Below are 23,970 nucleotides of genomic sequence, written 5' to 3' on the forward strand. Positions count from 1 at the left end.
GGAGCCGTCATCCTGTGCGGGGCTGCTACCAGTTGACTGCGCGGCACCGGCCGGCGGGAGCGCGCACGCGTAGCGGAAGCGTGCGAAACGTTCACACGGGGCGCGCAATGCGAGCCGTACGCCGGGCGCGTGCGCCGGTCCCGGGCTCACTTCCCGAACCGAGAACACCACCCGCGTCCCGAACCGAGAACTCACCACCGCGTCCCGAACCGGGAACTCACCACCCGCGCGCGTGCCACTCCGGCAGGTGCGGCCGTTCCGCGCCCAGCGTGGTGTCGTTGCCGTGCCCTGGGTACACCCACGTCTCGTCCGGCAGCGCCGCGAAGATCTTCGTCTCCACGTCGTGGATCAGGCTCGCGAACGCCTTCGGGTCCTTGCGCGTGTTGCCGACGCCGCCGGGGAAGAGACAGTCGCCGGTGAAGACGTGCGGGTGGCCGTGCGGGTCGTCGTAGACCAGCGCGATGGAGCCGGGCGTGTGCCCGACCAGGTGGCGCGCGGTGAGTTCCACCCGGCCCACCCGGATCACGTCACCGTCGTCGACCAGCACGTCGGTGGGCACCGGGATGCCGGAGGCGTCGTCGCGGCCCGCGTAGGTACGCGCGCGTGTGGCGGCCACGACCTCGGCGAGCGCCTGCCAGTGGTCCCCATGCTGGTGCGTGGTGACGACGGACGCGATGCCGTCGTCACCGATCATGCCGAGGAGCGTCCCCGCCTCGTTGGCGGCGTCGATCAGAAGCTGCTCGTCGGTGGCCCGGCAGCGCAGCAGATAGGCGTTGTTGTCCATCGGGCCGACCGCGATCTTGGTGATCATCAGGTCTTTCAGCTCGTGCACGTCCGCCGGTCCGCCGACCCTGACCTCTCCGGAGTACGTCATGGCGATCAGCCTATAGCGCAGGGGCGCCGGCGGACGGCTGTAGCGCTGCGGAGGGCTGTGGTGCCACCGACGCCGCCGCTACAGCGGGGGCAGCTTCGGCAGCGTCCCGCCCTGCGTGTCCAGTGCCGCCCCGTCGCGGCGCCCGGCGAGCCAGCCCACCAGGTCCGCCGGCCGGCCGGTCACCGTGACCTCGGGTGCGTCCGCCTCGCGCCCGGTGGTCCACGCGCGCGTGCCGTCCGTGACGCGGGTCGCCGGGACGTCGGCGTGACCGGAGAAACGGTCCGTGAGGAAGTCGGTCTCCCGTTCGAGGAACTCCGCCGGAAGATCGTCGAGCTCGTATCCGATCCCGAGGTCGACGTGGTGCAGCTCCACCTCCACCCACCGCCGGAACGGCACCCGGGACGCGGAGTCGGTGATCCCGTGGCGCAGCTCCACGGTGCGCGTCCAGTCCGCGGGGGCGTCCCCGGCCGCCTGGAAGCGGCCCGCGCTCTCGCGCAGGTCGGTGACGTGCGCCTCCAGGGTCCGCGAGGCGTCGCGCTCGATGTCGGCGTCGCGCTGCGCGGCGCTCGCGTACATGGGACGGCCCTCCAGGACGTTCACCAGGGCGTCCGCGTTGCGGGCGAGGTGGGCGAGGACGTGGCCGCGACTCCAGCCCGGAAGCCGTGACGGCTCGGCGAGCGAGACGTTGTCCATTTTGGCGACCGCGGTCAGGAGCCGATCGGTCGCTTCACGTACACAGGCCAGGTCATGAACGTGATCCATCATGGCGCCGACCCTAGTCCGGCCACCCCTTCGGGTGAAGGTGCCCGACCACGTCCGTAAATCGAAAGCCCGTGCTATATCGTCGAAGGTGGCGTCGGGCATGCTGGATGGTCGGGGGTTGTTATGCAACCGGGCAATCCGACCGGCGTTGTCAGTGGCTCCCCCTAGTCTGAAGAAGCACGGGGGCCCCGCCCCTGTCACTTCTCTCAAGAAAGGTGCGGACCGGCGTGGCCGACCGTCTCATCGTCCGTGGCGCGCGCGAGCACAACCTGAAGAATGTCTCGCTCGACCTGCCTCGCGACTCGCTCATCGTCTTCACGGGCCTGTCCGGGTCGGGCAAGTCCTCCCTGGCCTTCGACACGATCTTCGCCGAGGGCCAGCGTCGTTACGTGGAGTCGCTCTCCTCGTACGCCCGGCAGTTCCTCGGCCAGATGGACAAGCCCGACGTCGACTTCATCGAGGGCCTCTCCCCGGCGGTCTCCATCGACCAGAAGTCGACCTCGCGCAACCCCCGCTCGACCGTCGGCACGATCACCGAGGTCTATGACTACCTGCGTCTGCTCTTCGCGCGCATCGGCAAGCCGCACTGCCCCGAGTGCGCTCGCCCGATCTCGCGCCAGTCGCCGCAGGCCATCGTCGACAAGGTGCTGGAGCTGCCGGAGGGGAGCCGCTTCCAGGTGCTGTCGCCGCTGGTGCGCGAGCGCAAGGGCGAGTTCGTCGACCTCTTCGCCGACCTGCAGACCAAGGGCTACTCCCGCGCGCGTGTGGACGGCCGGACCGTCCAGCTGTCCGAGCCGCCGGCCCTGAAGAAGCAGGAGAAGCACACCATCGAGGTGGTCGTGGACCGCCTCACCGTGAAGGAATCGGCCAAGCGCCGTCTCACCGACTCCGTGGAGACGGCCCTCGGCCTGTCCGGCGGCATGGTCGTGCTCGACTTCGTGGATCTCCCCGAGGACGACCCCGAGCGCGAGCGCATGTACTCGGAGCACCTGTACTGCCCGTACGACGACCTGTCCTTCGAGGAGCTGGAGCCCCGCTCCTTCTCCTTCAACTCGCCCTTCGGCGCCTGCCCGGAGTGCACCGGCATCGGCACGCGCATGGAGGTCGACCCCGAGCTGATCGTCCCGGACGAGGACAAGTCCCTGGACGAGGGCGCCATCCACCCCTGGTCGCACGGGCACACCAAGGACTACTTCGGCCGCCTGATCGGCGCCCTCGCGGACGCGCTCGGCTTCCGGACGGACATCCCCTTCGCGGGGCTGCCGCAGCGCGCCAAGAAGGCGCTCCTTCAGGGCCACAAGACACAGATCGAGGTGCGCTACCGCAACCGGTACGGCCGCGAGCGTGTCTACACCACGCCCTTCGAGGGTGCGGTGCCCTTCGTGAAGCGCCGGCACAGCGAGGCCGAGAGCGACGCCAGCCGCGAGCGCTTCGAGGGCTACATGCGCGAGGTGCCCTGCCCCTCCTGCGAGGGCTCGCGTCTGAAGCCGATCGTCCTCGCCGTGACGATCATGGAGAAGTCGATCGCCGAGGTCTCCGCCATGTCGATCAGCGACTGCGCGGAATTCCTGGGTGAGCTGAGGCTGAACGCCCGTGACAAGAAGATCGCCGAGCGGGTCCTGAAGGAGGTCAACGAACGGCTGCGCTTCCTGGTCGACGTCGGCCTGGACTACCTGTCGCTCAACCGCGCGGCCGGCACCCTCTCCGGCGGCGAGGCCCAGCGCATCCGCCTGGCCACCCAGATCGGCTCCGGCCTCGTCGGCGTCCTGTACGTCCTGGACGAGCCGTCCATCGGTCTGCACCAGCGGGACAACCACCGGCTGATCGAGACCCTGGTGCGGCTGCGCGACATGGGCAACACGCTCATCGTCGTCGAGCACGACGAGGACACCATCAAGGTCGCCGACTGGATCGTGGACATCGGCCCCGGCGCCGGCGAGCACGGCGGCAAGGTCGTGCACAGCGGCTCCCTGAAGGAACTGCTCGAGAACGCCGAGTCCCAGACCGGCCAGTACCTCTCCGGCCGCAAGGCGATTCCGCTGCCGGACGTACGGCGCCCTCACGACCCGTCCCGCCGGCTGACCGTGCACGGCGCCCGTGAGAACAACCTGCAGGACATCGACGTGTCCTTCCCGCTGGGTGTGTTCACGGCCGTCACCGGTGTCTCCGGATCCGGCAAGTCGACCCTGGTCAACGACATCCTGTACACCCATCTGGCCCGGGAGCTGAACGGCGCCCGGACCGTCCCGGGACGGCACACGCGCGTGGCGGGTGACGACCTGGTCGACAAGGTCGTGCACGTCGACCAGTCGCCGATCGGCCGCACCCCGCGGTCCAACCCGGCCACGTACACCGGCGTCTTCGACCACATCCGCAAGCTCTTCGCCGAGACCACCGAGGCGAAGGTCCGCGGCTACCAGCCCGGCCGCTTCTCCTTCAACGTCAAGGGCGGCCGCTGTGAGAACTGCGCGGGCGACGGCACGATCAAGATCGAGATGAACTTCCTCCCGGACGTCTACGTCCCGTGCGAGGTCTGCCACGGCGCCCGGTACAACCGGGAGACCCTGGAGGTCCACTACAAGGGCAAGTCCATCGCCGAGGTGCTGAACATGCCGATCGAGGAGGCGATGCACTTCTTCGAGGCGGTCCCGGCGATCTCCCGTCACCTGAAGACGCTGCACGACGTGGGCCTCGGCTACGTCCGCCTCGGCCAGTCCGCCACCACCCTTTCCGGTGGCGAGGCACAGCGCGTCAAGCTCGCCAGCGAACTGCAGAAGCGATCCACCGGACGCACGGTCTACGTCCTGGACGAGCCGACCACCGGTCTGCACTTCGAGGACATCAGCAAGCTGCTCAAGGTCCTGGGCGGACTGGTCGACAAGGGCAACACGGTCATCGTCATCGAGCACAACCTCGACGTGATCAAGACCGCGGACTGGATCGTGGACATGGGCCCGGAGGGCGGCGCCGGAGGTGGTCTGGTGGTCGCCGAGGGCACGCCGGAGGAGGTGGCCGCGGTCCCGGCCAGCCACACCGGGAAGTTCCTGCGCGAGATCCTCGACGCCGACCGCATCAGCGACGCGGAACCGGTGAAGGCGCCGCGGACCACGACCCGGAAGACGGCCGCGGCCAAGTCGACGGCCCGCAAGACGGTGACGGCCAAGGCCAACAACACCGCGACCAAGAAGGCCGCGGCAGCCACGAAGAAGGCCACGCCCGCGAAGAAGACCACGCGGGCCCGCAAGGCCTGACGTCCGACCGGAGGGCGGCTACGACACCCTCCCGTCACGACGTCCGGTCACGGCGTCACGGCGGCTTGGTGGCACGCCACGTGACGGCACATCAAAAAGGCAGCGCCCCGCGGGAACTCCCCGCGGGGCGCCGCTCGTTCCCTCATCAGCCAGCCCGGCCCTGCGGTTCGGCAGATCACGCACACCGCAGGTCCGGCCGTACCTTGTCAACAGCACAGGGAGACAGACCGCTCACAGCGCGGCCGGCCCGCCCAGCTCCGCCGCGTACGGCGGCTCGGCCCCCGCCCGCGAGCAAGTGATCGCCGCCGCCCGTGCCGCGAAGCGCAGCAGCCGTGTCCACCCCTCCGTCCCGAGGGCGCCGAGCGCTTCCGGGGACAGCGCGTCCCTCGCCGCCAGCCCGTGCAGCAAGGCCGCGTTCACCGTGTCACCGGCACCGATGGTGTCCACGACGTCGACCTTCTCACCCGGCACATGATGCTCCCCGCCGTCCCGGGTGAACACGGTCAGACCGTCGCCGCCCCGCGTGACCACCACGGCCGACGGCCCCTCGGCCAGCCACTCGCGCGGGCTGCCGCCGAGCCACGCCGCGTCTTCCGCGGACAGCTTCAGCAGCGTCACCGAGGGCAGCCAGCTCTTGAAACGCGCCCGGTAGGCGTCCGCGTCCGGGATCAGCCCCGCCCGGATATTGGGGTCGAGCGCGGTGAACAACCCCTGTCCCGCAGCGGTCCGCATCAGCTCCTCGTAGGCGCTCGCCCCCGGTTCCAGGACGAGCGAGCAGGTGCCGAAGGACACCGCGCGCGTCCCGGCGGGGAGAGCGGCCGGGGCAGTGAAGAGGCGGTCGGCCGTGCCGTCCACATAGAAGGAGTAGGCGGCCGAGCCGGCGGCGTCGATCGTGGCCACCGCCAGGGTCGTCGGCTCCGGTCCCCGCTGGACACCGGAGACGTCGACGCCGGCCCGCCGCAGCCCGTCCAGCAGGGCCTCGCCGAACGCGTCGTGCGAGGCCCGGGAGCAGAAGGCGGTGGGGGAGCCGAGCCGGCCGAGGGCCACGGCGGTGTTGTACGGGCCACCGCCGAGAACCGGCTTCAGGTCCGCGAGGGCACCGGCGCCCTGCGGTACCAGGTCGATCAACGCCTCACCGGCAACGACGATCACGAGACGATCCCCTTCTCGGACGGAGTGGACGATACGGTTCGCCCGGCCGCTTCCGCGAGGTCCGGCTCCTCCGGGCATCCGCAGGATGTGCGGTGGACGAAAGTGCAGGGCAGGCGGACCGTCCGGGGCGGGCGGCCCGGTTCGGCGAGGCGCTCCAGGAGCATCCGGACGGCCTGGGCGCCCAGCTCCCGGCTGGGCTGGGCGATGGCGGTCAGCCGGGGCGAGAACAGGTCGGCCCAGGCGAAGTCGTCGAAGCAGCACAGCGCGATGTCGTCGGGCACGGAGCGGCCGTGGCGGCGCAGCGCGCGCAGGGTGCCGATGGTCATCGCGTTGTTGGCGGTCACGAGTGCTGTGGGCGGCTCGGACAGGGCGAGCAGGGCGGTCGTGGCCCGCTCGGCGCCGCCGGACTCGGAGTTACCGGGGACGACGAGACGTTCGTCGTGGGCCAGCCCGGCGGCGGCGAGCCCCTCCTGGAAGCCGGCGATGCGCTCCGCGGTGGTGCTGAGCCCGGGCAGACCGGCGATCAGCCCGATCCGGCGGTGTCCCAGCCGGGCGAGATGGCCGACGAGCCGGCCCGTCGGTGCGGCGCCCTCGGCACAGACCTGGTCGAACCATGGCACGCCTGGGGAAAGGCGGGCGCTCGCGTCGCCGGACGACCGGCTGTCCTCCGTCACGGATGCGTCCACCAGCCGGTCGAGGAACACCGTCGGTACGGCATGGCGGCGGAGGTAGCCGATGAGGTCTTCCGGGTCCGCGGAAGGGGCGACGATCATGCCGTCGACCCGGCGCTCATGGAGGAGCTGTACGACCTTGCGTTCGTGTGCCGGGTCGTCGTGCGGGTCGGCGATGAGCAGGCTGTAGCCGGCTTCGAGGGCGGCGGCCTCGACTCCCTGGAGGATCTCCGTGAAGTACGGGTTGCTGATGGCCGACACGGCAAGGCCGATGGAGCGGGTCCGGGAGGTCACCAGAGAGCGGGCCAGGCTGTTGGGGGTGTAACCGAGGGCGTCGATGGCATCGAGCACGGCCTCGCGGGTGTGCGGCAGCACTGGGCGGGTGCCGTTCAGCACGTGGGAAACGGTCGCCACGGAGACTCCCGCACGCCGGGCGACGTCCGCCATGGTGGCCATCGCACCGCCTCTCCAGAACCGAGCGGGCTCCGCCGCCAGGGCCAGCGACCGAGCCGTCCGAGCCGGCGAACCGCAAAACGCCGGTCTTCTGTCGACCGGCCGATCCACATGCCGAGCCGTTCCTGCACCTTCCGGCGGACGGTATCCCATGAGCGCCCGTCGCGTAAACGCTTACGTAAGCGTTTACGCGCCCTGCCTGCCTGCCTGAATTCCGCCTTCGCGCGCCTCCGCCCCCCTTCGCCCGGCCCAGCCCAGCCGGGTCACCTCCCACTCCCGCATGTCCCCGTTCCCTAGCCGCCCCCAGCGCCTCCCCGTTTCCAGGCCGGGCCCCACCCCGCCAGCTCCCCCCTCCCGCGCCTTCCCCTCAGCGCCTCCCCGCTTCCAGACCGACCCCACCCCGCCCCGCCAGCTTTCCCTCCCGCGCTTCCCCGCTCCAAGCCGGCCCCACCCCGCCCCGCCAGCACCCCCTCCCGTGCCTCCCCCTCCCAGGCCGGCCCCGCCCCGCGGGTATCGTCGCCGTGCACACCCCTTGACCTGTGGAGTCCCAGATGTCCGCCTCCTCGATGTCCGCCTCCTCCTCCGCGAGCCGCCGAACCGTACTTCGAGGGGCCGCCGCGGCTCCGGTCGCCGGGCTCGGCCTGGCCGCGTGCGCGGCGCCCGGGGGGAACGGCCAGGCCGCGGCCACCCCGACCGCACCGGTTGACCTCGGTGCCGACAGCGAGGTCGCGAAGGGCGGGGCCAAGCTCTACCGGGACCACAACGTGGTCGTCAGCCGGGGCGAGGACGGCACACTCAGGGCGTACAGCACGGTCTGCACGCACGCGGGGTGCCCCATCAACAAGCTGCAGGGCACGACCTTGATCTGCCCCTGCCACGGCAGCCAGTTCGATGCCGTGACGGGCAAGGTGGTCCAGGCGCCGGCCACCGAGCCTCTGACCGAGCTGACGGTGAAGGCGGCGAAGGGCAGGATCGTCGCCGGTCCGGCGGCCTGACAGAAGCCGCGAGCGAGGAGCCCCGGGCGACGGGCGACAGCGCTCGGCAGGCGGGCGGTGGGGGACCGCTCAGTCCCAGTCCCAGGCGATTCCCACGATGCCCGGCCGGATCCGCGGCTCGACCACGTGGGCGCAGTGGTGGGGGCCGGTCACGGGGAGTTCCTGCCGGCCGCTGCGCGGTGCCGCCGGCGAGTGCTGGGCGAAGCGGTGGCAGCGCACCGGCAGGGTGCCCGCGTCGAAGCGGACCTGGAGCGCGTACTGACCGCCCGGGGAGCCGAAGCGCTGGAAGTACTCGCGGGAGGCGGCGGCCGTGCCGTCCTCGATGCCGTACCGGAAGAGGAAGGTGTCGCCGGAGCGCAGCCGGGTGCCGAAGAGCAGCTCGGCCACGAGCACCCCGGTGTCCTGGTCCCAGCGCAGTCGTCCGGTGCGACAGTTCTCCAGGGCGTGCACGGTCATGCGGCGCGGGTCGCAGCCCGGGTCGCCGTGGTGGACGGCGACGAAGCGGTCGACGCCGTCGTGGTGGGCGCGCACGATGTGGTGGGCCTCCCGGCTCGCCAGCTCTCGCCGTGCCCCGATCCGGACGCATTCGTGGTGGCCCAGGGTGTGCAGTCCGCCGTCCACGGCCCAGTCCAGGTCGGCGGTGAGCCGGTCCAGGACGTCGGAGGCCTCGATCAGGGAGCGGTACGAGCGGCCCCTGGGGCGGCCGGCCACGGAGTGTTCGCCGGCCTCGGCGAGCAGCCGGATGAGTGACTCGTCCGGCAACTGGAGGATCTCCTCCAGTGCGCGTACGGCGCGCAGTGATTCCGGGCGCTGCGGGCGGCGGGCGCCCTGCTGCCAGTAACTCAGGCTGGTCACACCGACCTTGACCCCGTGGCGGGACAGGTGGTGCTGGACGCGCTGGAGCGGCAGTCCGCGTGCGGCGATGGCGGCGCGCAGCGCCACATGGAAGGGGCCGCCGCGCAGGGCCGTGTCGAGTTCCGCGGTGGGGACGTCCGCGTGCTCCGTGGCATGCCGCATGCCGAGGGGCCTTTCTGTGAGATGTCACCACGGCTGGTCAGACCGGGTGTGCGGGTGCGGGGCCACCCCGTGGGCGCTGCGGGCAGGCCCGTGGCAGGTCACGCCGCGCCCGTTCGCAGGCGTGCACGGCCCCGAGTTCCCCCGCATTGAAGCGTGTTGACCAGAACCCGACAACACCTCGAACCGACCGTTGCGGACGACTGGCCGGACCTTGCTGCTCCCCGCCCGGCGCAGCGGGGCCCGCGCAGGCACCGGCGGGCCTCGTCAGCGGCCTCGCCGAAGCGGCGGCAGCGGACAGCCGGGTCCCAGCCTGGCCGGAATGCGACGCCGGAACTGCCGGGGGCCGTCCGGTGCCGTGCGCGGGGCGCAGAGGGCGTCGCCCGCCGGCCCCTGGTGGCGTACCCCACATTCCGGGCAGGCGTCCGGCCCGCCCACTCCTTCCCCGGCCCCACACCGTACGGGTGCGGGAGCTGTCCACAGGCACGCCGCGGTGTCGGTGCTCGACAGTAGGGTGTGAGACATGGCCGACCCCTCCAGCTACCGCCCCAGGCCGGGAGACATCCCGGACTCTCCGGGGGTGTACAGGTTCCGTGACGAGCACCGCCGGGTGATCTACGTCGGAAAGGCGAAGAGCCTGCGCCAGCGCCTGGCGAACTACTTCCAGGACCTGGCGAACCTGCACCCGCGCACCCGGACGATGGTGACCACCGCCGCCTCCGTGGAGTGGACCGTGGTGTCCACGGAGGTCGAGGCGCTTCAGCTGGAGTACTCCTGGATCAAGGAGTACGACCCCCGGTTCAACGTCAAGTACCGCGACGACAAGAGCTACCCGTACCTCGCGGTGACGATGAGCGAGCAGTTCCCTCGTGTGCAGGTGATGCGCGGTCACAAGAAGAAGGGCGTGCGGTATTTCGGCCCGTACGCGCACGCGTGGGCCATCCGGGACACCGTCGACCTGCTGCTCCGGGTCTTCCCGGTGCGCACCTGCTCGGCCGGTGTCTTCAAGAACGCCTCCCGCACCGGCCGCCCCTGCCTGCTCGGGTACATCGGCAAGTGCTCCGCGCCCTGTGTCGGCCGGATCACCCCCGAGGACCACCAGGATCTGGCCGAGGAGTTCTGCGACTTCATGGCCGGCCGCACCGGCACCTACCTCCGCCGCCTGGAGAAGCAGATGATGGAGGCGGCCGAGGAGATGGAGTACGAGCGGGCGGCCCGCCTGCGCGACGACATCGAGGCCCTGAAGAAGGCCATGGAGAAGAACGCGGTCGTGCTCGCCGACGCGACCGACGCCGACCTCATCGCCGTCGCGGAGGACGAGCTGGAGGCAGCCGTACAGATCTTCCACGTGCGTGGCGGCCGGGTGCGCGGCCAGCGCGGCTGGGTGACCGACAAGGTCGAGGAGGTCACCACCGGCGCCCTGGTGGAGCACGCCCTGCAGCAGCTGTACGGGGAGGAGACCGGGGACGCGGTGCCCAAGGAGGTGCTGGTCCCGGCCCTGCCCGAGCCGGTCGAGCCGGTCCAGGAGTGGCTCACCACCCGCCGCGGGTCGAACGTGTCGCTGCGCATCCCGCAGCGCGGCGACAAGAAGGCGCTCATGGAGACCGTGCAGCGCAACGCCCAGCAGGCCCTCGCACTGCACAAGACCAAGCGTGCCTCCGACCTGACCACCCGCTCGCGCGCGCTGGAGGAGATCGCCGAAGCCCTCGAGCTGGACAGCGCCCCGCTGCGGATCGAGTGCTACGACATCTCGCATCTCCAGGGCGACGACGTCGTGGCCTCCATGGTCGTCTTCGAGGACGGCCTGCAGCGCAAGAGCGAGTACCGCCGCTTCCAGATCAAGGGCTTCGCCGGCCAGGACGACGTCCGGTCCATGCACGAGGTGATCACCCGCCGCTTCAAGCGTTACCTCGCCGAGAAGGAGCGGACGGGGGAGTGGACCGACGGCTCCGGTGTCACCGAGCCGGCCATCGACGGCCCCGCCACCGACGGCACCGATGCCACCGACGGCCCTGGTGTCGTCCCCTCCGCCACGGACGGCACCGATGCCACCGACGGCCCTGGTGTCGTCCCCTCCGCCACGGACGGCACCGATGCCACCGACGGCCCTGGTGTCGTCCCCTCCGCCACCGACGGCTCCCCAGCCACCCACGGCTCCCTCGGCGCGGGCGGCCACACCGACGGCAACGGCGGGCTCACCGGCACGGACGCGATCACCGACTCTCTCAAGGACGACGACGGCCGGCCCAGGAAGTTCGCGTACCCGCCGCAGCTGGTCGTGGTCGACGGTGGTCAGCCGCAGGTCGCCGCGGCCCGGCGCGCCCTGGACGAGCTGGGCATCGACGACATCGCCGTGTGCGGTCTCGCCAAGCGCCTGGAGGAGGTCTGGGTGCCGGGAGAGGACGACCCGGTGGTCCTGCCCCGCACCAGTGAAGGCCTCTACCTGCTCCAGCGCGTCCGGGACGAGGCCCACCGCTTCGCGATCACCTACCAGCGCACCAAGCGCGCCAAGCGCTTCCGCGCCGGCCCCCTGGACGACGTCCCCGGACTGGGCGACACCCGCAAACAGGCGCTCATCAAGCATTTCGGCTCGGTGAAGAAGCTGCGGTCGGCGACAATCGAGCAGATCCAGGAAGTGCCCGGGATAGGCCGGAAGACGGCCGAGACCATTGCCGTGGCCCTCGCCCAGGCGGCCCCGGCCGCACCCGCCGTGAACACGGCGACCGGAGAGATCATTGAGGACGAGGAACCCGATACGACGGCGGGTTCCTCGGGGGAGCCCGTGACCGCGGGCGCCCCGGACGAACGACGGGGGCAGGAGACATGAGCGAGCACCAGGAACAGCCCACAGGGCAGCGAGATCAGGCGCACGGCGACACGGGCGACAATGTCCTTCCGCAGAACGCCGGCCAGGACGCCGGCCAAGACCCCGGCCAGGACGACGGAGCACAGGTGAGTACGGGCAGCGAGGCGGCCGGGGTACCCGAGGCGGCCATCCCCGAGCTGGTGATCATCTCCGGCATGTCCGGAGCGGGCCGGTCCACGGCCGCGAAGTGTCTGGAGGACCTCGGCTGGTTCGTCGTGGACAACCTCCCGCCCGCCCTCATCCCCACCATGGTGGAGCTGGGCGCCCGCTCCCAGGGCAACGTGGCGCGGATCGCGGTCGTCGTGGACGTGCGCGGCCGGCGCTTCTTCGACAACCTGCGCGAGTCCCTCGCCGACCTGGAGTCGAAGAACGTCACCCGGCGGATCGTCTTCCTGGAGTCCTCGGACGAGGCCCTGGTGCGCCGCTTCGAGTCGGTGCGCCGCCCGCACCCGCTCCAGGGCGACGGCCGCATCGTGGACGGCATCGCGGCCGAGCGGGAACTGCTGCGCGAGCTGCGCGGCGACGCCGATCTGGTGATCGACACCTCCAGCCTGAACGTGCACGAGCTGCGCGCCAAGATGGACGCCCAGTTCGCCGGCGAGGAGGAGCCCGAGCTGCGGGCCACCGTGATGTCCTTCGGCTTCAAGTACGGCCTGCCGGTCGACGCCGACCTGGTCGCGGACATGCGGTTCCTGCCCAACCCGCACTGGGTCCCGGAGCTGCGCCCGTTCACCGGCCTCAACGAGGAGGTGGCCGCCTATGTGTTCAACCAGCCCGGCGCGAAGGAGTTCCTCGACCGGTACGCCGAGCTGCTGCGGCTCATCGCGGCCGGGTACCGGCGCGAGGGCAAGCGGTACGTGACGATCGCCATCGGCTGCACCGGCGGCAAGCACCGCTCGGTCGCGATGTCGGAGAAGCTCGCCGCGCGCCTGGCGGCCGAAGGTGTGGAGACGGTGGTCGTACACCGGGACATGGGACGGGAATGACGGAACGTACACCGCGGCTGAGCAGGCTGCGCCGGATGGTGCCCGAGGCGCGGGCCGGCCGCCCGGCCGAGACCCGCGGAGGCCGGTCGCGGCGGCGCGGTGCCCAGCCGAAGGTCGTGGCGCTCGGCGGCGGCATGGGCCTGTCCGCGTCGCTCGCCGCGCTGCGCCGGATCACCGGCGACCTCACCGCCGTCGTCACCGTGGCCGACGACGGCGGCTCCAGCGGCCGGCTCCGCGACGAGCTGGGTGTGCTGCCGCCCGGCGACCTGCGCAAGGCGCTGGCCGCGCTCTGCGGCGACGACGACTGGGGCCAGACCTGGGCCCGGGTCATCCAGCACCGCTTCCAGTCCCAGGGCGATCTGCACGACCACGCGGTCGGCAATCTGCTGATCGTCGCCCTGTGGGAGCAGCTCGGTGATCATGTGCAGGCCCTGGACCTGGTCGGCAAGCTGCTCGGTGCGCACGGCCGGGTGCTGCCCATGTCGGCCGTACCGCTGGAGCTGCAGGCCCTGGTCAAGGGGCACGACCCGGAGCGCCCGGAGGAGGTGGACACGGTACGCGGGCAGGCCACCGTCGCCCTGACGCCCGGCGAGGTGCAGTCGGTGCATCTGGTGCCGCACGACCCGCCCTCCGTTCCGGAGGCCGTGGCGGCGGTGCTGGACGCGGACTGGGTGGTGCTCGGCCCCGGTTCCTGGTTCTCCTCGGTCATTCCGCACCTGCTCGTGCCCGAGCTGCTGGACGCCCTCACGGAGACCAAGGCCCGCCGTGTGCTCTCCTTGAACCTGGCGCCCCAGCCGGGAGAAACCGAGGGCTTCTCCCCGCAGCGTCATTTGGAGGTTTTGGGGCGACACGCCCCTAAACTCGCCCTGGACGTGGTGCTCGCCGACGAGGCTGCCGTGCCCGACCGCGACTCGCTCACCGAGGCCGCCAAGCGGCTGGGAGCCGCGGTCGAGCTGGCCCCGGTGGCCCGGACCGACGGTTCTTCCCGGCACGACCCGGAGCTGTTGGCCGCCGCGTACGACCGTATTTTTCGGATGCATGGAAGGATCGGCCCATGGCGATGACGGCAGCGGTGAAGGACGAGATCTCCCGGCTCCCCGTCACCCGGACCTGCTGCAGGAAGGCGGAGGTCTCCGCCATTCTGCGGTTCGCCGGCGGCCTCCACCTGGTGAGCGGGCGCATCGTGATCGAGGCGGAACTGGACACCGCGATGGCGGCGCGCCGGCTCAAGCGGGACATCCTGGAGATCTTCGGCCACAGCTCCGAGCTGATCGTGATGGCGCCCGGCGGACTGCGCCGCGGCTCGCGGTACGTCGTCCGGGTCGTCGCGGGCGGTGACCAGCTGGCCCGGCAGACGGGGCTGGTCGACGGCCGGGGCCGCCCGATCCGCGGTCTGCCCCCGCAGGTGGTCTCGGGGGCCACCTGTGACGCTGAGGCGGCCTGGCGCGGTGCCTTCCTGGCGCACGGCTCGCTGACGGAGCCCGGCCGCTCCTCCTCACTCGAGGTGACCTGCCCGGGCCCGGAGGCGGCGCTCGCGCTGGTCGGCGCGGCCCGCAGGCTGTCGATCGCCGCGAAGGCCCGCGAGGTGCGCAGTGTCGACCGGGTCGTCGTCCGGGACGGTGACGCGATCGGCGCCCTGCTCACCCGGCTGGGTGCGCACGAGTCGGTGCTGGCCTGGGAGGAGCGCCGGATGCGCCGCGAGGTGCGGGCCACGGCCAACCGGCTCGCCAACTTCGACGACGCCAACCTGCGCCGTTCGGCCCGTGCCGCCGTGGCCGCGGGGGCACGGGTCCAGCGTGCCCTGGAGATCCTGGGCGACGAGGTTCCCGAGCACCTCGCCGCCGCCGGCCGGCTGCGGATGGAGCACAAGCAGGCCTCCCTGGAGGAGCTGGGAGCGCTCGCCGACCCGCCGCTGACGAAGGACGCGGTCGCCGGCCGGATCCGCCGTCTGCTGGCGATGGCCGACAAGCGTGCCACCGACCTGGGCATTCCGGGCACGGAGGCCAACCTCTCCGAGGAACTCGCGGACAACCTGGCCGGCTGATCTGGTCCGGCCAACTCCCGGTCGCCGACGGGTACTTGAACCCGTCGGCACCGGGATCGCACACCCGTTTCAGGCCTCGCTCGTGTGGCCGTGAGGCCCTCTTGACTCGATCATGAAGTGACATGAGCCTGGCAACCTGTTCGCCGCTGTGGCGGACCACCGCTAGGGGGGTTCATGAGACACAGAGCGAGATCGATCCTCGCTGTCGGCGCGCTTCTCATCGGCGGAGCGAGCCTTGCACCCACAGCCCAGGCACAGAGCGGTAGTCCGGGAAAGCCCGACCCGGACGAGGTCAAGGTCTTCCGCGCCGACGTCACCAAGAAGCAGGTACCCCTCCTGCTCAAGGCCGGTCAGGACGGCCAGGAACTCAGTGAGCAGGTGAGCGGGAACGGCCGCACCGAGGTGGAGGTCTACCTCACCGACAAGCAGGCCGCCCACCTGCGCGAGCAGGGCGTCGACCTCACCGAGCACACCGTCCCCGCGAAGGCGGCGGCGCGCGCCGAGGACGCCGCCCAGGGCGTCTTCCGCCCGTACAGCGGGAGCGGCGGGCTCAAGGAGGAGATCCTCCGGACCGCCCAGGCCCACCCCGGTCTCACCAAGGTCGAGTCCATCGGCCGGACGATCAAGGGCCAGGACATCCTCGCGCTCAAACTGACCAGGAACGCGAAGAAGTCGAAGGACGGTTCCAAGCCGTCCGTGCTGTACATGTCGAACCAGCACGCGCGCGAGTGGATCACCCCCGAGATGACGCGCCGGCTGATGCACTACTACCTGGACCACTACAAGAGCGACCGGCGGATCAAGAAGCTCGTCGACTCGACGGAGCTGTGGTTCGTCCTCTCGGCCAACCCGGACGGATACGACTACACCTTCCAGGACCCCGCCAACCGCCTCTGGCGCAAGAACCTGCGGGACGTCAACGGGGACGGTGTCATCAGTACGGGTGACGGCGTCGACCTCAACCGCAACTTCGGCTACAAGTGGGGCTACGACGACGAGGGTTCGTCCCCGAACCCCACCAGCCAGACCTACCGGGGCGCCGGCCCCGGCTCCGAGCCCGAGACCAAGGCACTCGACGCCTTCGAGAAACGCGTGGGCTTCACCTACGGCATCAACTACCACTCCGCCGCCGAACTCCTGCTCTACGGCGTCGGCTGGCAGGTGGCCACACCGACCCCGGACGACGTCCTCTACAAGGCGCTCGCCGGCACCCCGGACAACCCCGCCGTCCCCGGCTACCGTTCGCAGCTCTCCTCGGAGCTGTACACCACCAACGGCGAGGCCGACGGCCACGCGTCGAACGTCAACGGCATGGCGATGTTCACCCCGGAGATGTCGACCTGCCAGACCGCCTCGGACATCGACCCGGACGACGCCTGGAACCGCCGGGACTGCCAGTCGGTCTTCAACTTCCCCGACGACGAGAAACTGATCCAGCAGGAGTTCGCCAAGAACGTCCCGTTCGCGCTCTCCGTCGCCGAGACCGCCGCCCATCCCGACAAGCCGGTCTCCCCGGTGGGCCTGGACGCCGCGGACTTCACCCCGGCGGCGTTCTCCACCTCCTACTCCCGGGGCGCGGACCAGGAGGTCGCCGTCGTCGTCCGCAAGGCGGTCCGGGACAAGGAACTCAAGTACCGCGTCAACGGCGGCCGTACGCTCGACCAGACACTGAAGCCCTGGCGGGGCGGTAGGACCTACGGCGGCGAGGACGACCTCTACTTCGACGAGTACCGGGCCGAGGTGCAGGACGGCGAGCCGGGCGACAAGGTCGAGGTGTGGTTCACCGGCGAGACCAGGAACGGGAAGAAGGTCTCCAGCACCCACTTCACCTACACCGTCGCCGAGCGGCCGAAGGCGGACACCCTCGTGGTCGCCGAGGAGGGCACGACCGCCACGCAGGCGCAGACGTACGTGGACGCACTGAAGGCGGCCGGGCACAGGGCGCTGGTGTGGGACGTGGCCGCGCAGGGCGCACCGGACGCGCTCGGCGTGCTCCGGCACTTCCGGACGGTGGTCCACTACTCCGGCGCGAAGGGCCCCGCCAACCCCACCCAGCTCCAGCTGCGCGCCTACCTCAACGAGGGCGGCCGGCTGGTCGAGGCCGGCGAGCTGGCCGGCGGCAGCGTCGACCTCGGCGACGGCACGCCGTCCGACGACTTCAGCCAGTACTACCTGGGCGCCTACAGCCGTACGTCGACCAAGGGAGCCACCGGCTTCACCGGCACCGGCGCCCTCGACGGAGTCACCGGCGCCCTCGGTGACGCGCCGGGCAACCCGCTCGACAAGGCCGGTACCTACGGCGTCACCTCCGACGAACTGCCGGTCTCCACGTACCCGCAGTTCAAGAGCGCGGGCGCGGGCACGTTCGCAGGCACCGTCAGCCCTTACGGGCCGTACGCGGGCGCGTCGATGGCCGCCGCCGTGCACACCGACGACGCCTACAAGCGTCTCACCCGCACCATCGACCTCACGGGTGTCACGGCGGCCCAGCAGCCGGCGCTCAGCACCCGGCTGTTGTGGGACACCGAGCCCGGCTACGACCACGCGGTGGTCGAGGCGCACAGCGTGGGCGGTGACGACTGGACGACGCTGCCCGAGGCCGGAGGTGCCACGAGCACGGCCGTCCCGGAGGAGTGCGGGGCCGGGTTCCTGATCGGTGAGCACCCGTGGCTGAAGCACTACCTGACGCTCGCGGACAACGCCTGCACCGCCACCGGTACCACCGGCGCGTGGAACAGCCTCACCGGCAGCTCCAGCGGCTGGCAGCAGGTGAGCTTCGACCTGAGCGCGTACGCCGGAAGGTCCGTCGAGGTCTCGATCAGCTACGTCACCGACCCCGGCAGCGGCGGACACGGTGTCCTCGCCGACGACGCCTCGCTGACGCTCGGCGGCACGGCGAAGGAGACCGAGGGCTTCGAGTCGTCGCTCGGTGCCTGGAAGGCGGCCGGACCGCCGGCCGGCAGCCCGGCCGTGCTCAAGGACTGGACGCGCACCGGGACCCTGTTCCGGACGTTCGGAGCGGTCGCCACGGACGACACCGTGCTGTTCGGGTTCGGCCTGGAGCAGGTGCCGTCGGCGGCCGATCGGGCGGCCTTGCTGAGGAAGGCGTTCGGCTCGCTCGACAGGTGAGCGGAACCCCCTCTCAAGGGTGCAGAAATGGGGCGGTCGACAGGTGAGCCGACCCGCTCACGAACGAGTGACAACGGCGTCAATAAGGGGCCGCAATACGTAACAAATACGGCTGAAGCCACTGTCGATCCCTGGTGGTCCGTACCCCTACTGACGGGTACGGACTGCCTGCCCTTGTATGCGGCATCTCGATGTCACTCAGGGGCCCTCAGAGAGGTAGGGTCGGTGGTGGTCGGGGACATCCCAAACAGAGCTCGCCGGCACCGCATGGCCGGCTACCAACGAGGAGATCGGTTCGTGACGATCCGCGTAGGCATCAACGGCTTCGGCCGTATCGGGCGTAACTACTTCCGCGCGCTGCTGGAGCAGGGTGCCGACATCGAAGTTGTGGCTGTCAACGACCTTGGTGACACCGCGACCACGGCTCACCTGCTCAAGTACGACACGATCCTGGGCCGCCTCAAGCAGGAGGTCTCCCACACCGCCGACACCATCACGGTCGACGGCCACACCATCAAGGTGCTGTCCGAGCGCAACCCCGCCGACATCCCGTGGGGCGAGCTGGGTGTCGACATCGTCATCGAGTCCACCGGCATCTTCACGAAGAAGGACGACGCCGCCAAGCACATCGCCGGCGGCGCCAAGAAGGTCCTCATCTCGGCTCCGGCCAAGGACGAGGACATCACCATCGTGATGGGCGTCAACCAGGACAAGTACGACCCGGCGAACCACCACGTCATCTCCAACGCCTCGTGCACCACCAACTGTGTGGCGCCGATGGCGAAGGTCCTCGACGAGAACTTCGGCATCGTCAAGGGTCTGATGACCACGGTGCACGCGTACACGAACGACCAGCGCATCCTGGACTTCCCGCACAAGGACCTGCGCCGCGCCCGTGCCGCCGCCGAGAACATCATCCCGACCACCACCGGTGCCGCCAAGGCCACCGCCCTGGTCCTGCCGCAGCTCAAGGGCAAGCTGGACGGCATCGCCATGCGCGTCCCGGTCCCGACGGGCTCCGTCACCGACCTGGTCGTGGAGCTGGGCCGTGAGGTCACCAAGGAAGAGGTCAACGCCGCCTTCCAGAAGGCCGCCGAGGGCGAGCTGAAGGGCCTCCTGGACTACACCGAGGACCAGATCGTCTCCTCGGACATCGTCAACGCTCCGGCGTCCTGCACCTTCGACTCCTCCCTGACCATGGTCCAGGAGGGCAAGAACGTGAAGGTCATCGGCTGGTACGACAACGAGTGGGGCTACTCCAACCGCCTCGTGGACCTCACGGTCTTCGTCGGCAACCAGCTCTGATCGCCGAAGATCGCAGCAGCAGGACCTCGAAGTGAGAGCAGGGCTCGGCCAGCGCACCGGCGCGCTGGCCGGGCCCTGTCTCGCGTACGGATCACGCCCTCATACGATCAGGGGCATCAAGAGCCCTCCTCAGGAGTCCACTCAATGAAGACGATCGACGAACTTCTCGCCGACGGCGTGAGCGGCAAGCGGGTCTTCGTCCGCGCCGACCTCAACGTGCCGCTGGCCGACGGGACGATCACCGACGACGGCCGTATCCGTGCCGTCCTGCCCACCGTCAAGGCCCTCGCCGACGCGGGCGCCAAGGTGGTCGTCGCCTCGCACCTGGGCCGCCCCAAGGGCGCCCCGGACCCCGCCTTCTCGCTGCTCCCCGCCGCCGAGCGCCTCGGTGAACTGCTCGGTGCCCCGGTCGCCTTCGCCGAGGACACCGTCGGCCCCGCCGCCCACGACGCCGTCGACGGCCTCCAGCCCGGCCAGGTCGCGGTCATCGAGAACCTGCGCTTCAACCCGGGCGAGACCTCCAAGGACGACCAGGAGCGGGCCGAGTTCGCCGACCGGCTGGCCGCGCTCGCCGACGTCTACGTCGGCGACGGCTTCGGCGCCGTGCACCGCAAGCACGCCTCCGTGTACGACCTGCCGAAGCGGCTGCCCCACTACGCCGGACACCTCATCGCCACCGAGGTCGGCGTCCTGAAGAAGCTCACCGAGGACGTCAAGCGCCCCTATGTGGTCGCGCTCGGCGGCGCCAAGGTCTCCGACAAGCTCGCCGTCATCGACCAGCTCCTCGGCAAGGCCGACCGGCTGCTCATCGGCGGCGGCATGGCCTACACCTTCCTCAAGGCCAAGGGCTACGAGGTCGGCATCTCCCTCCTGCAGGAGGACCAGGTCCCGGCCGTCACGGAGTACATGCAGCGCGCCGAGAAGCAGGGCGTCGAGCTGCTGCTGCCCGTCGACGTCCTCGTCTCGCCGGAGTTCCCTGACCTGAAGACGAAGGCCCCGGCCAACCCCACGACCGTCGACGCGGACAAGATCCCCGCCGACCAGGAGGGCCTGGACATCGGCCCGAAGACCCGAGAGCTCTACGCCTCGAAGCTCGCCGACGCCTCGACCGTCTTCTGGAACGGTCCCATGGGCGTCTTCGAGCACCCCGACTACGCCGAGGGCACCAAGGCGGTCGCCCAGGCACTCGTCGACGCGAACGGCTTCACCGTCGTCGGTGGCGGCGACTCCGCCGCGGCCGTGCGTACGCTCGGCTTCGACGAGAACGCATTCGGCCACATCTCGACCGGTGGCGGCGCCTCCCTCGAATACCTCGAGGGCAAGACGCTCCCCGGCCTCGCCGCACTGGAGGACTGACCCTTGAGCACCCGCACGCCGCTGATGGCGGGCAACTGGAAGATGAACCTCAACCACCTCGAGGCCATCGCGCACGTCCAGAAACTCGCCTTCGCCCTGGCCGACAAGGACTACGAGGCCGTCGAGGTCGCCGTCCTGCCGCCCTTCACCGACCTGCGCTCCGTGCAGACCCTGGTCGACGGCGACAAGCTCAAGATCAAGTACGGTGCCCAGGACATCTCGCAGCACGACTCCGGTGCCTACACCGGCGAGATCTCGGGCCCCATGCTGGCCAAGCTGAAGTGCACGTACGTGGTCATCGGCCACTCCGAGCGCCGGCAGTACCACAGCGAGACCGACGAGCAGGTCAACGCCAAGGTCAAGGCCGCCTACAAGCACGGCCTGACCCCGATCCTGTGCGTCGGCGAGGAGCTGGACGTCCGCGAGGCGGGCAATCACGTCGCCCACACCCTCGCCCAGGTCGAGGGCGGTCTGAAGGACCTCCCGGCCGAGCAGGCCGAGACCGTCGTGATCGCCTACGAGCCCGTGTGGGCCATCGGCACCGGCAAGGTCTGCGGCGCCGGGGAGGCGCAGGAGGTCTGCGCCGCGATCCGCGCCAAGATCGCCGAGCTGTACTCGCAGGACGTGGCCGACAAGGTCCGCATCCAGTACGGCGGCTCGGTGAAGTCGGGCAACGTCGCCGAGATCATGGCGCAGGCCGACATCGACGGCGCCCTGGTCGGCGGTGCCTCGCTGGACGCGGACGACTTCGTCAAGATCGTGCGCTTCCGCGATCAGTGAACCGGCTGTGAGTAGGCGGTAGCGGCGATACGTCGTACCCTTGCGGGGGCACAGCCGAGACGCTGTGCCCCCGTCGTCCATCCGAATCCGAGGAAGTTGGTCCAGCCGTGGTTTTGGGGTTCTCGATCGCCCTGATCGTCTTCAGCCTGCTGCTGATGCTGCTGGTGCTGATGCACAAGGGAAAGGGCGGCGGCCTCTCCGACATGTTCGGTGGCGGCATGCAGTCCTCCGTCGGCGGCTCCTCGGTCGCCGAGCGCAACCTGGACCGGATCACCATCGTGATCGGCCTGCTGTGGTTCGCGTGCATCATCGCCCTCGGCATCCTGATGAAGTCGAACAGCTGACGCGCGAACAGCACATCACGCATATTCCGCATGTAAAGCCCCATGTTCGGTACGCGCCGGTGAGCGCGGCCTATCATGGGGCTTGCGTCTGGGAATGGGGCCCGGTAACTCCAATCACTGGACGCGCGTTGGGCCTTACGTAGACTGAGGCGCTCGCAGCGAAGCGAAACGCCGACTCGCTTTGCGGCACCATCACGCAGGGAGTTACGACCGTGGCAAGTGGCAACGCGATCCGAGGAAGCCGGGTCGGGGCGGGGCCGATGGGCGAGGCCGAGCGCGGCGAGTCCGCGCCGCGTCTGCGCATCTCCTTCTGGTGCTCCAACGGGCACGAGACGCAGCCCAGCTTCGCCAGCGACGCGCAGGTTCCCGACACCTGGGACTGCCCGCGCTGCGGCTTCCCGGCCGGTCAGGACCGGGACAATCCGCCGGACCCGCCGCGCACCGAGCCGTACAAGACGCACCTCGCGTACGTACGGGAGCGGCGCAGCGACGCGGACGGCGAGGCGATCCTCGCCGAGGCGCTCGCCAAACTGCGCGGCGAAATCTAGGACTTCTCACCGGCCGGGTGCCCGAGGGCGCCTGGCCGGAGCCGTATCCGCCCGCCCGGGCCCGGCCGACGGCCGGTGGCACCCCGGCGTGCCGGCTTCGGGTGGTCGTGGAGCGCCGACACGCCACCCCCGATGCAGCAATGCGCCCCCGCCGGCGTACCCGGCCGGGTTCGCGCTGTCCGTCACCGCGTTGACACCGGAGCGCCCGCCGGACGTACGTCTTGTTGCCCGCGGCGACAGCGTCTCGACCGCTTCCCCGCGTGCTGATCAATTAGGTTGGGAACGGCAGCGGGACAGGCGCACGAAAGAAGGCTGAAGTCGGAAATGAACGCAGACGGCCGTATCAGGCTCAACCAGACGCCCGAATGGACCGCGCTCGCCAAGCACCGGGAGGAGCAGGCCGGCACCCGTCTGAGGGACCTGTTCGCCGCCGAGCCCGGGCGCGGCACGGCGTACACGCTGCAGGTCGGTGACCTGTACATCGACTACTCGAAGCACCTGGTCACCGACGAGACCCTGCGGTTGCTGCGCGAGCTGGCCGCGGCGACGGACGTCTTCGGGCTGCGGGACGCCATGTTCCGCGGCGAGAAGATCAACGTCACCGAGAACCGGGCCGTGCTGCACACCGCGCTGCGCGCCCCTCGGGACGCGGTGATCGAGGTCGACGGCGAGAACGTGGTGCCGAAGGTGCACGCCGTGCTCGACAAGATGGCCGGCTTCGCCGACCGGGTCCGCTCGGGCGAGTGGACCGGCCACACCGGCAAGCGCATCCGGAACGTCGTCAACATCGGCATCGGCGGCTCCGACCTCGGGCCCGCCATGGCCTACGAGGTGCTGCGCAGCTTCACCGACCGCGACCTGACGGTCCGCTTCGTCTCCAACGTGGACGGCGCCGACCTGCACGAGGCCACCCGGGACCTGGACCCGGCCGAGACGCTCTTCATCATCGCCTCCAAGACCTTCACCACCATCGAGACGATCACCAACGCGACCTCGGCCCGGAAGTGGCTGCTGGACGCGCTCGGCGACGAGTCCGCGGTGGCGAAGCACTTCGTGGCGCTGTCGACCAACGCCGAGAAGGTCACCGAATTCGGCATCGACCCGGACAACATGTTCGAGTTCTGGGACTGGGTCGGCGGCCGCTACTCGTACGACTCCGCGATCGGCCTTTCCCTGATGATCGCCATCGGCCCGGACCGGTTCCGGGAGATGCTCGACGGGTTCCACCTCATCGACGAGCACTTCCGCACCGCGCCCGCCGACTCCAACGCCCCGCTGCTGCTGGGCCTGCTGGGTATCTGGTACGGCAACTTCCACGACGCGCAGTCGCACGCCGTACTGCCCTACAGCCACTATCTGTCCCGGTTCACCGCCTACCTGCAGCAGCTGGACATGGAGTCCAACGGCAAGCACGTCGCCCGGGACGGCAAGCAGGTCGAG

General features: G+C 70.4%; 18 protein-coding genes. 13 read left to right on the plus strand and 5 right to left on the minus strand.

Annotated features, from left to right (window positions below):
- Positions 1-217: 217 nt before the first annotated feature.
- Complete coding sequence (locus JK359_RS23425) at positions 218-874, minus strand: MBL fold metallo-hydrolase (protein WP_201838956.1); 657 nt, start codon at positions 872-874, stop codon at positions 218-220.
- 78 nt (positions 875-952) lie between these two features.
- Positions 953-1,639: a maleylpyruvate isomerase family mycothiol-dependent enzyme gene (locus JK359_RS23430; protein WP_201838957.1), complete on the minus strand. Its 687-nt coding sequence runs from the start codon at positions 1,637-1,639 to the stop codon at positions 953-955.
- A gap of 224 nt (positions 1,640-1,863) precedes the next feature.
- Between JK359_RS23430 and uvrA the strand changes: the two genes are divergently transcribed.
- Positions 1,864-4,887, plus strand: coding sequence for an excinuclease ABC subunit UvrA (gene uvrA / locus JK359_RS23435; RefSeq protein ID WP_201838964.1), 3,024 nt, complete (start codon positions 1,864-1,866; stop codon positions 4,885-4,887).
- A 231-nt stretch (positions 4,888-5,118) separates the two neighbouring features.
- On the opposite strand, the gene JK359_RS23440 is transcribed toward uvrA, so the two are convergent.
- Positions 5,119-6,039 (minus strand): carbohydrate kinase family protein, encoded by a 921-nt coding sequence (locus tag JK359_RS23440; RefSeq protein WP_201838965.1) that lies wholly within the window; start codon positions 6,037-6,039, stop codon positions 5,119-5,121.
- A complete protein-coding gene (locus JK359_RS23445) occupies positions 6,036-7,166 on the minus strand; it encodes a LacI family DNA-binding transcriptional regulator (RefSeq protein WP_236678284.1) in 1,131 nt (376 codons plus the stop codon). Before JK359_RS23445 ends, JK359_RS23440 begins: the two co-directional genes overlap by 4 nt.
- A gap of 563 nt (positions 7,167-7,729) precedes the next feature.
- Between JK359_RS23445 and JK359_RS23450 the strand changes: the two genes are divergently transcribed.
- Positions 7,730-8,158 (plus strand): Rieske (2Fe-2S) protein, encoded by a 429-nt coding sequence (locus JK359_RS23450; protein WP_201839064.1) that lies wholly within the window; start codon positions 7,730-7,732, stop codon positions 8,156-8,158.
- 69 nt (positions 8,159-8,227) lie between these two features.
- Here the strand turns inward: JK359_RS23450 and JK359_RS23455 are convergent, their stop codons facing one another.
- Entirely contained in the window at positions 8,228-9,175 is a 948-nt protein-coding gene (locus JK359_RS23455; RefSeq protein WP_201838967.1) for a hypothetical protein, read from the minus strand.
- Between the two features lie 520 nt (positions 9,176-9,695).
- Between JK359_RS23455 and uvrC the strand changes: the two genes are divergently transcribed.
- The 11 genes from uvrC to pgi form a co-directional block, all read left to right on the plus strand.
- Positions 9,696-11,999: an excinuclease ABC subunit UvrC gene (gene uvrC, locus JK359_RS23460; protein ID WP_201838976.1), complete on the plus strand. Its 2,304-nt coding sequence runs from the start codon at positions 9,696-9,698 to the stop codon at positions 11,997-11,999.
- Complete coding sequence (gene rapZ / locus JK359_RS23465; RefSeq protein WP_201838985.1) at positions 11,996-13,024, plus strand: RNase adapter RapZ; 1,029 nt, start codon at positions 11,996-11,998, stop codon at positions 13,022-13,024. The genes uvrC and rapZ overlap by 4 nt, the downstream gene beginning before the upstream one ends.
- Complete coding sequence (locus JK359_RS23470; RefSeq protein ID WP_201838993.1) at positions 13,021-14,088, plus strand: gluconeogenesis factor YvcK family protein; 1,068 nt, start codon at positions 13,021-13,023, stop codon at positions 14,086-14,088. The genes rapZ and JK359_RS23470 overlap by 4 nt, the downstream gene beginning before the upstream one ends.
- Positions 14,079-15,068, plus strand: coding sequence for a DNA-binding protein WhiA (gene whiA / locus JK359_RS23475; protein ID WP_201839001.1), 990 nt, complete (start codon positions 14,079-14,081; stop codon positions 15,066-15,068). Before JK359_RS23470 ends, whiA begins: the two co-directional genes overlap by 10 nt.
- Before the next feature lie 174 nt (positions 15,069-15,242).
- Positions 15,243-18,197: a M14 family metallopeptidase gene (locus JK359_RS23480; RefSeq protein ID WP_201839009.1), complete on the plus strand. Its 2,955-nt coding sequence runs from the start codon at positions 15,243-15,245 to the stop codon at positions 18,195-18,197.
- Between the two features lie 297 nt (positions 18,198-18,494).
- Positions 18,495-19,502 (plus strand): type I glyceraldehyde-3-phosphate dehydrogenase, encoded by a 1,008-nt coding sequence (gap, locus tag JK359_RS23485; RefSeq protein WP_201839016.1) that lies wholly within the window; start codon positions 18,495-18,497, stop codon positions 19,500-19,502.
- A gap of 144 nt (positions 19,503-19,646) precedes the next feature.
- Positions 19,647-20,858 carry a phosphoglycerate kinase gene (locus tag JK359_RS23490; RefSeq protein ID WP_201839018.1) on the plus strand — a complete coding sequence of 404 codons (1,212 nt, stop codon included), beginning with the start codon at positions 19,647-19,649 and terminating at the stop codon, positions 20,856-20,858.
- A gap of 3 nt (positions 20,859-20,861) precedes the next feature.
- On the plus strand, positions 20,862-21,638 hold the full coding sequence (gene tpiA, locus JK359_RS23495) for a triose-phosphate isomerase (RefSeq protein WP_201839021.1): 777 nt from the start codon (positions 20,862-20,864) through the stop codon (positions 21,636-21,638).
- 107 nt (positions 21,639-21,745) lie between these two features.
- Complete coding sequence (gene secG / locus JK359_RS23500; RefSeq protein ID WP_201839023.1) at positions 21,746-21,982, plus strand: preprotein translocase subunit SecG; 237 nt, start codon at positions 21,746-21,748, stop codon at positions 21,980-21,982.
- Positions 21,983-22,194: 212 nt separating this feature from the next.
- A complete protein-coding gene (locus JK359_RS23505; RefSeq protein ID WP_003957010.1) occupies positions 22,195-22,530 on the plus strand; it encodes an RNA polymerase-binding protein RbpA in 336 nt (111 codons plus the stop codon).
- Between the two features lie 324 nt (positions 22,531-22,854).
- On the plus strand, positions 22,855-23,970 hold a 1,116-nt coding region (gene pgi / locus JK359_RS23510), incomplete at its 3' end, for a glucose-6-phosphate isomerase (protein ID WP_201839025.1).

Source organism: Streptomyces actinomycinicus (assembly GCF_016741775.1).
Lineage (GTDB): Bacteria > Actinomycetota > Actinomycetes > Streptomycetales > Streptomycetaceae > Streptomyces > Streptomyces actinomycinicus.

What these genes read in the sequence shown, in the direction of transcription:
- JK359_RS23445 (WP_236678284.1), bottom strand. Translation starts at nt 7,166, where the DNA reads ATGGCCACCATGGCGGACGTCGCCCGGCGTGCGGGAGTCTCCGTGGCG.
- JK359_RS23490 (WP_201839018.1), top strand. Translation starts at nt 19,647, where the DNA reads ATGAAGACGATCGACGAACTTCTCGCCGACGGCGTGAGCGGCAAGCGG.
- JK359_RS23425 (WP_201838956.1), bottom strand. Translation starts at nt 874, where the DNA reads ATGACGTACTCCGGAGAGGTCAGGGTCGGCGGACCGGCGGACGTGCAC.
- JK359_RS23455 (WP_201838967.1), bottom strand. Translation starts at nt 9,175, where the DNA reads ATGCGGCATGCCACGGAGCACGCGGACGTCCCCACCGCGGAACTCGAC.
- rapZ (WP_201838985.1), top strand. Translation starts at nt 11,996, where the DNA reads ATGAGCGAGCACCAGGAACAGCCCACAGGGCAGCGAGATCAGGCGCAC.
- uvrC (WP_201838976.1), top strand. Translation starts at nt 9,696, where the DNA reads ATGGCCGACCCCTCCAGCTACCGCCCCAGGCCGGGAGACATCCCGGAC.
- JK359_RS23480 (WP_201839009.1), top strand. Translation starts at nt 15,243, where the DNA reads ATGAGACACAGAGCGAGATCGATCCTCGCTGTCGGCGCGCTTCTCATC.
- whiA (WP_201839001.1), top strand. Translation starts at nt 14,079, where the DNA reads ATGGCGATGACGGCAGCGGTGAAGGACGAGATCTCCCGGCTCCCCGTC.
- JK359_RS23470 (WP_201838993.1), top strand. Translation starts at nt 13,021, where the DNA reads ATGACGGAACGTACACCGCGGCTGAGCAGGCTGCGCCGGATGGTGCCC.
- JK359_RS23450 (WP_201839064.1), top strand. Translation starts at nt 7,730, where the DNA reads ATGTCCGCCTCCTCCTCCGCGAGCCGCCGAACCGTACTTCGAGGGGCC.
- JK359_RS23430 (WP_201838957.1), bottom strand. Translation starts at nt 1,639, where the DNA reads ATGATGGATCACGTTCATGACCTGGCCTGTGTACGTGAAGCGACCGAT.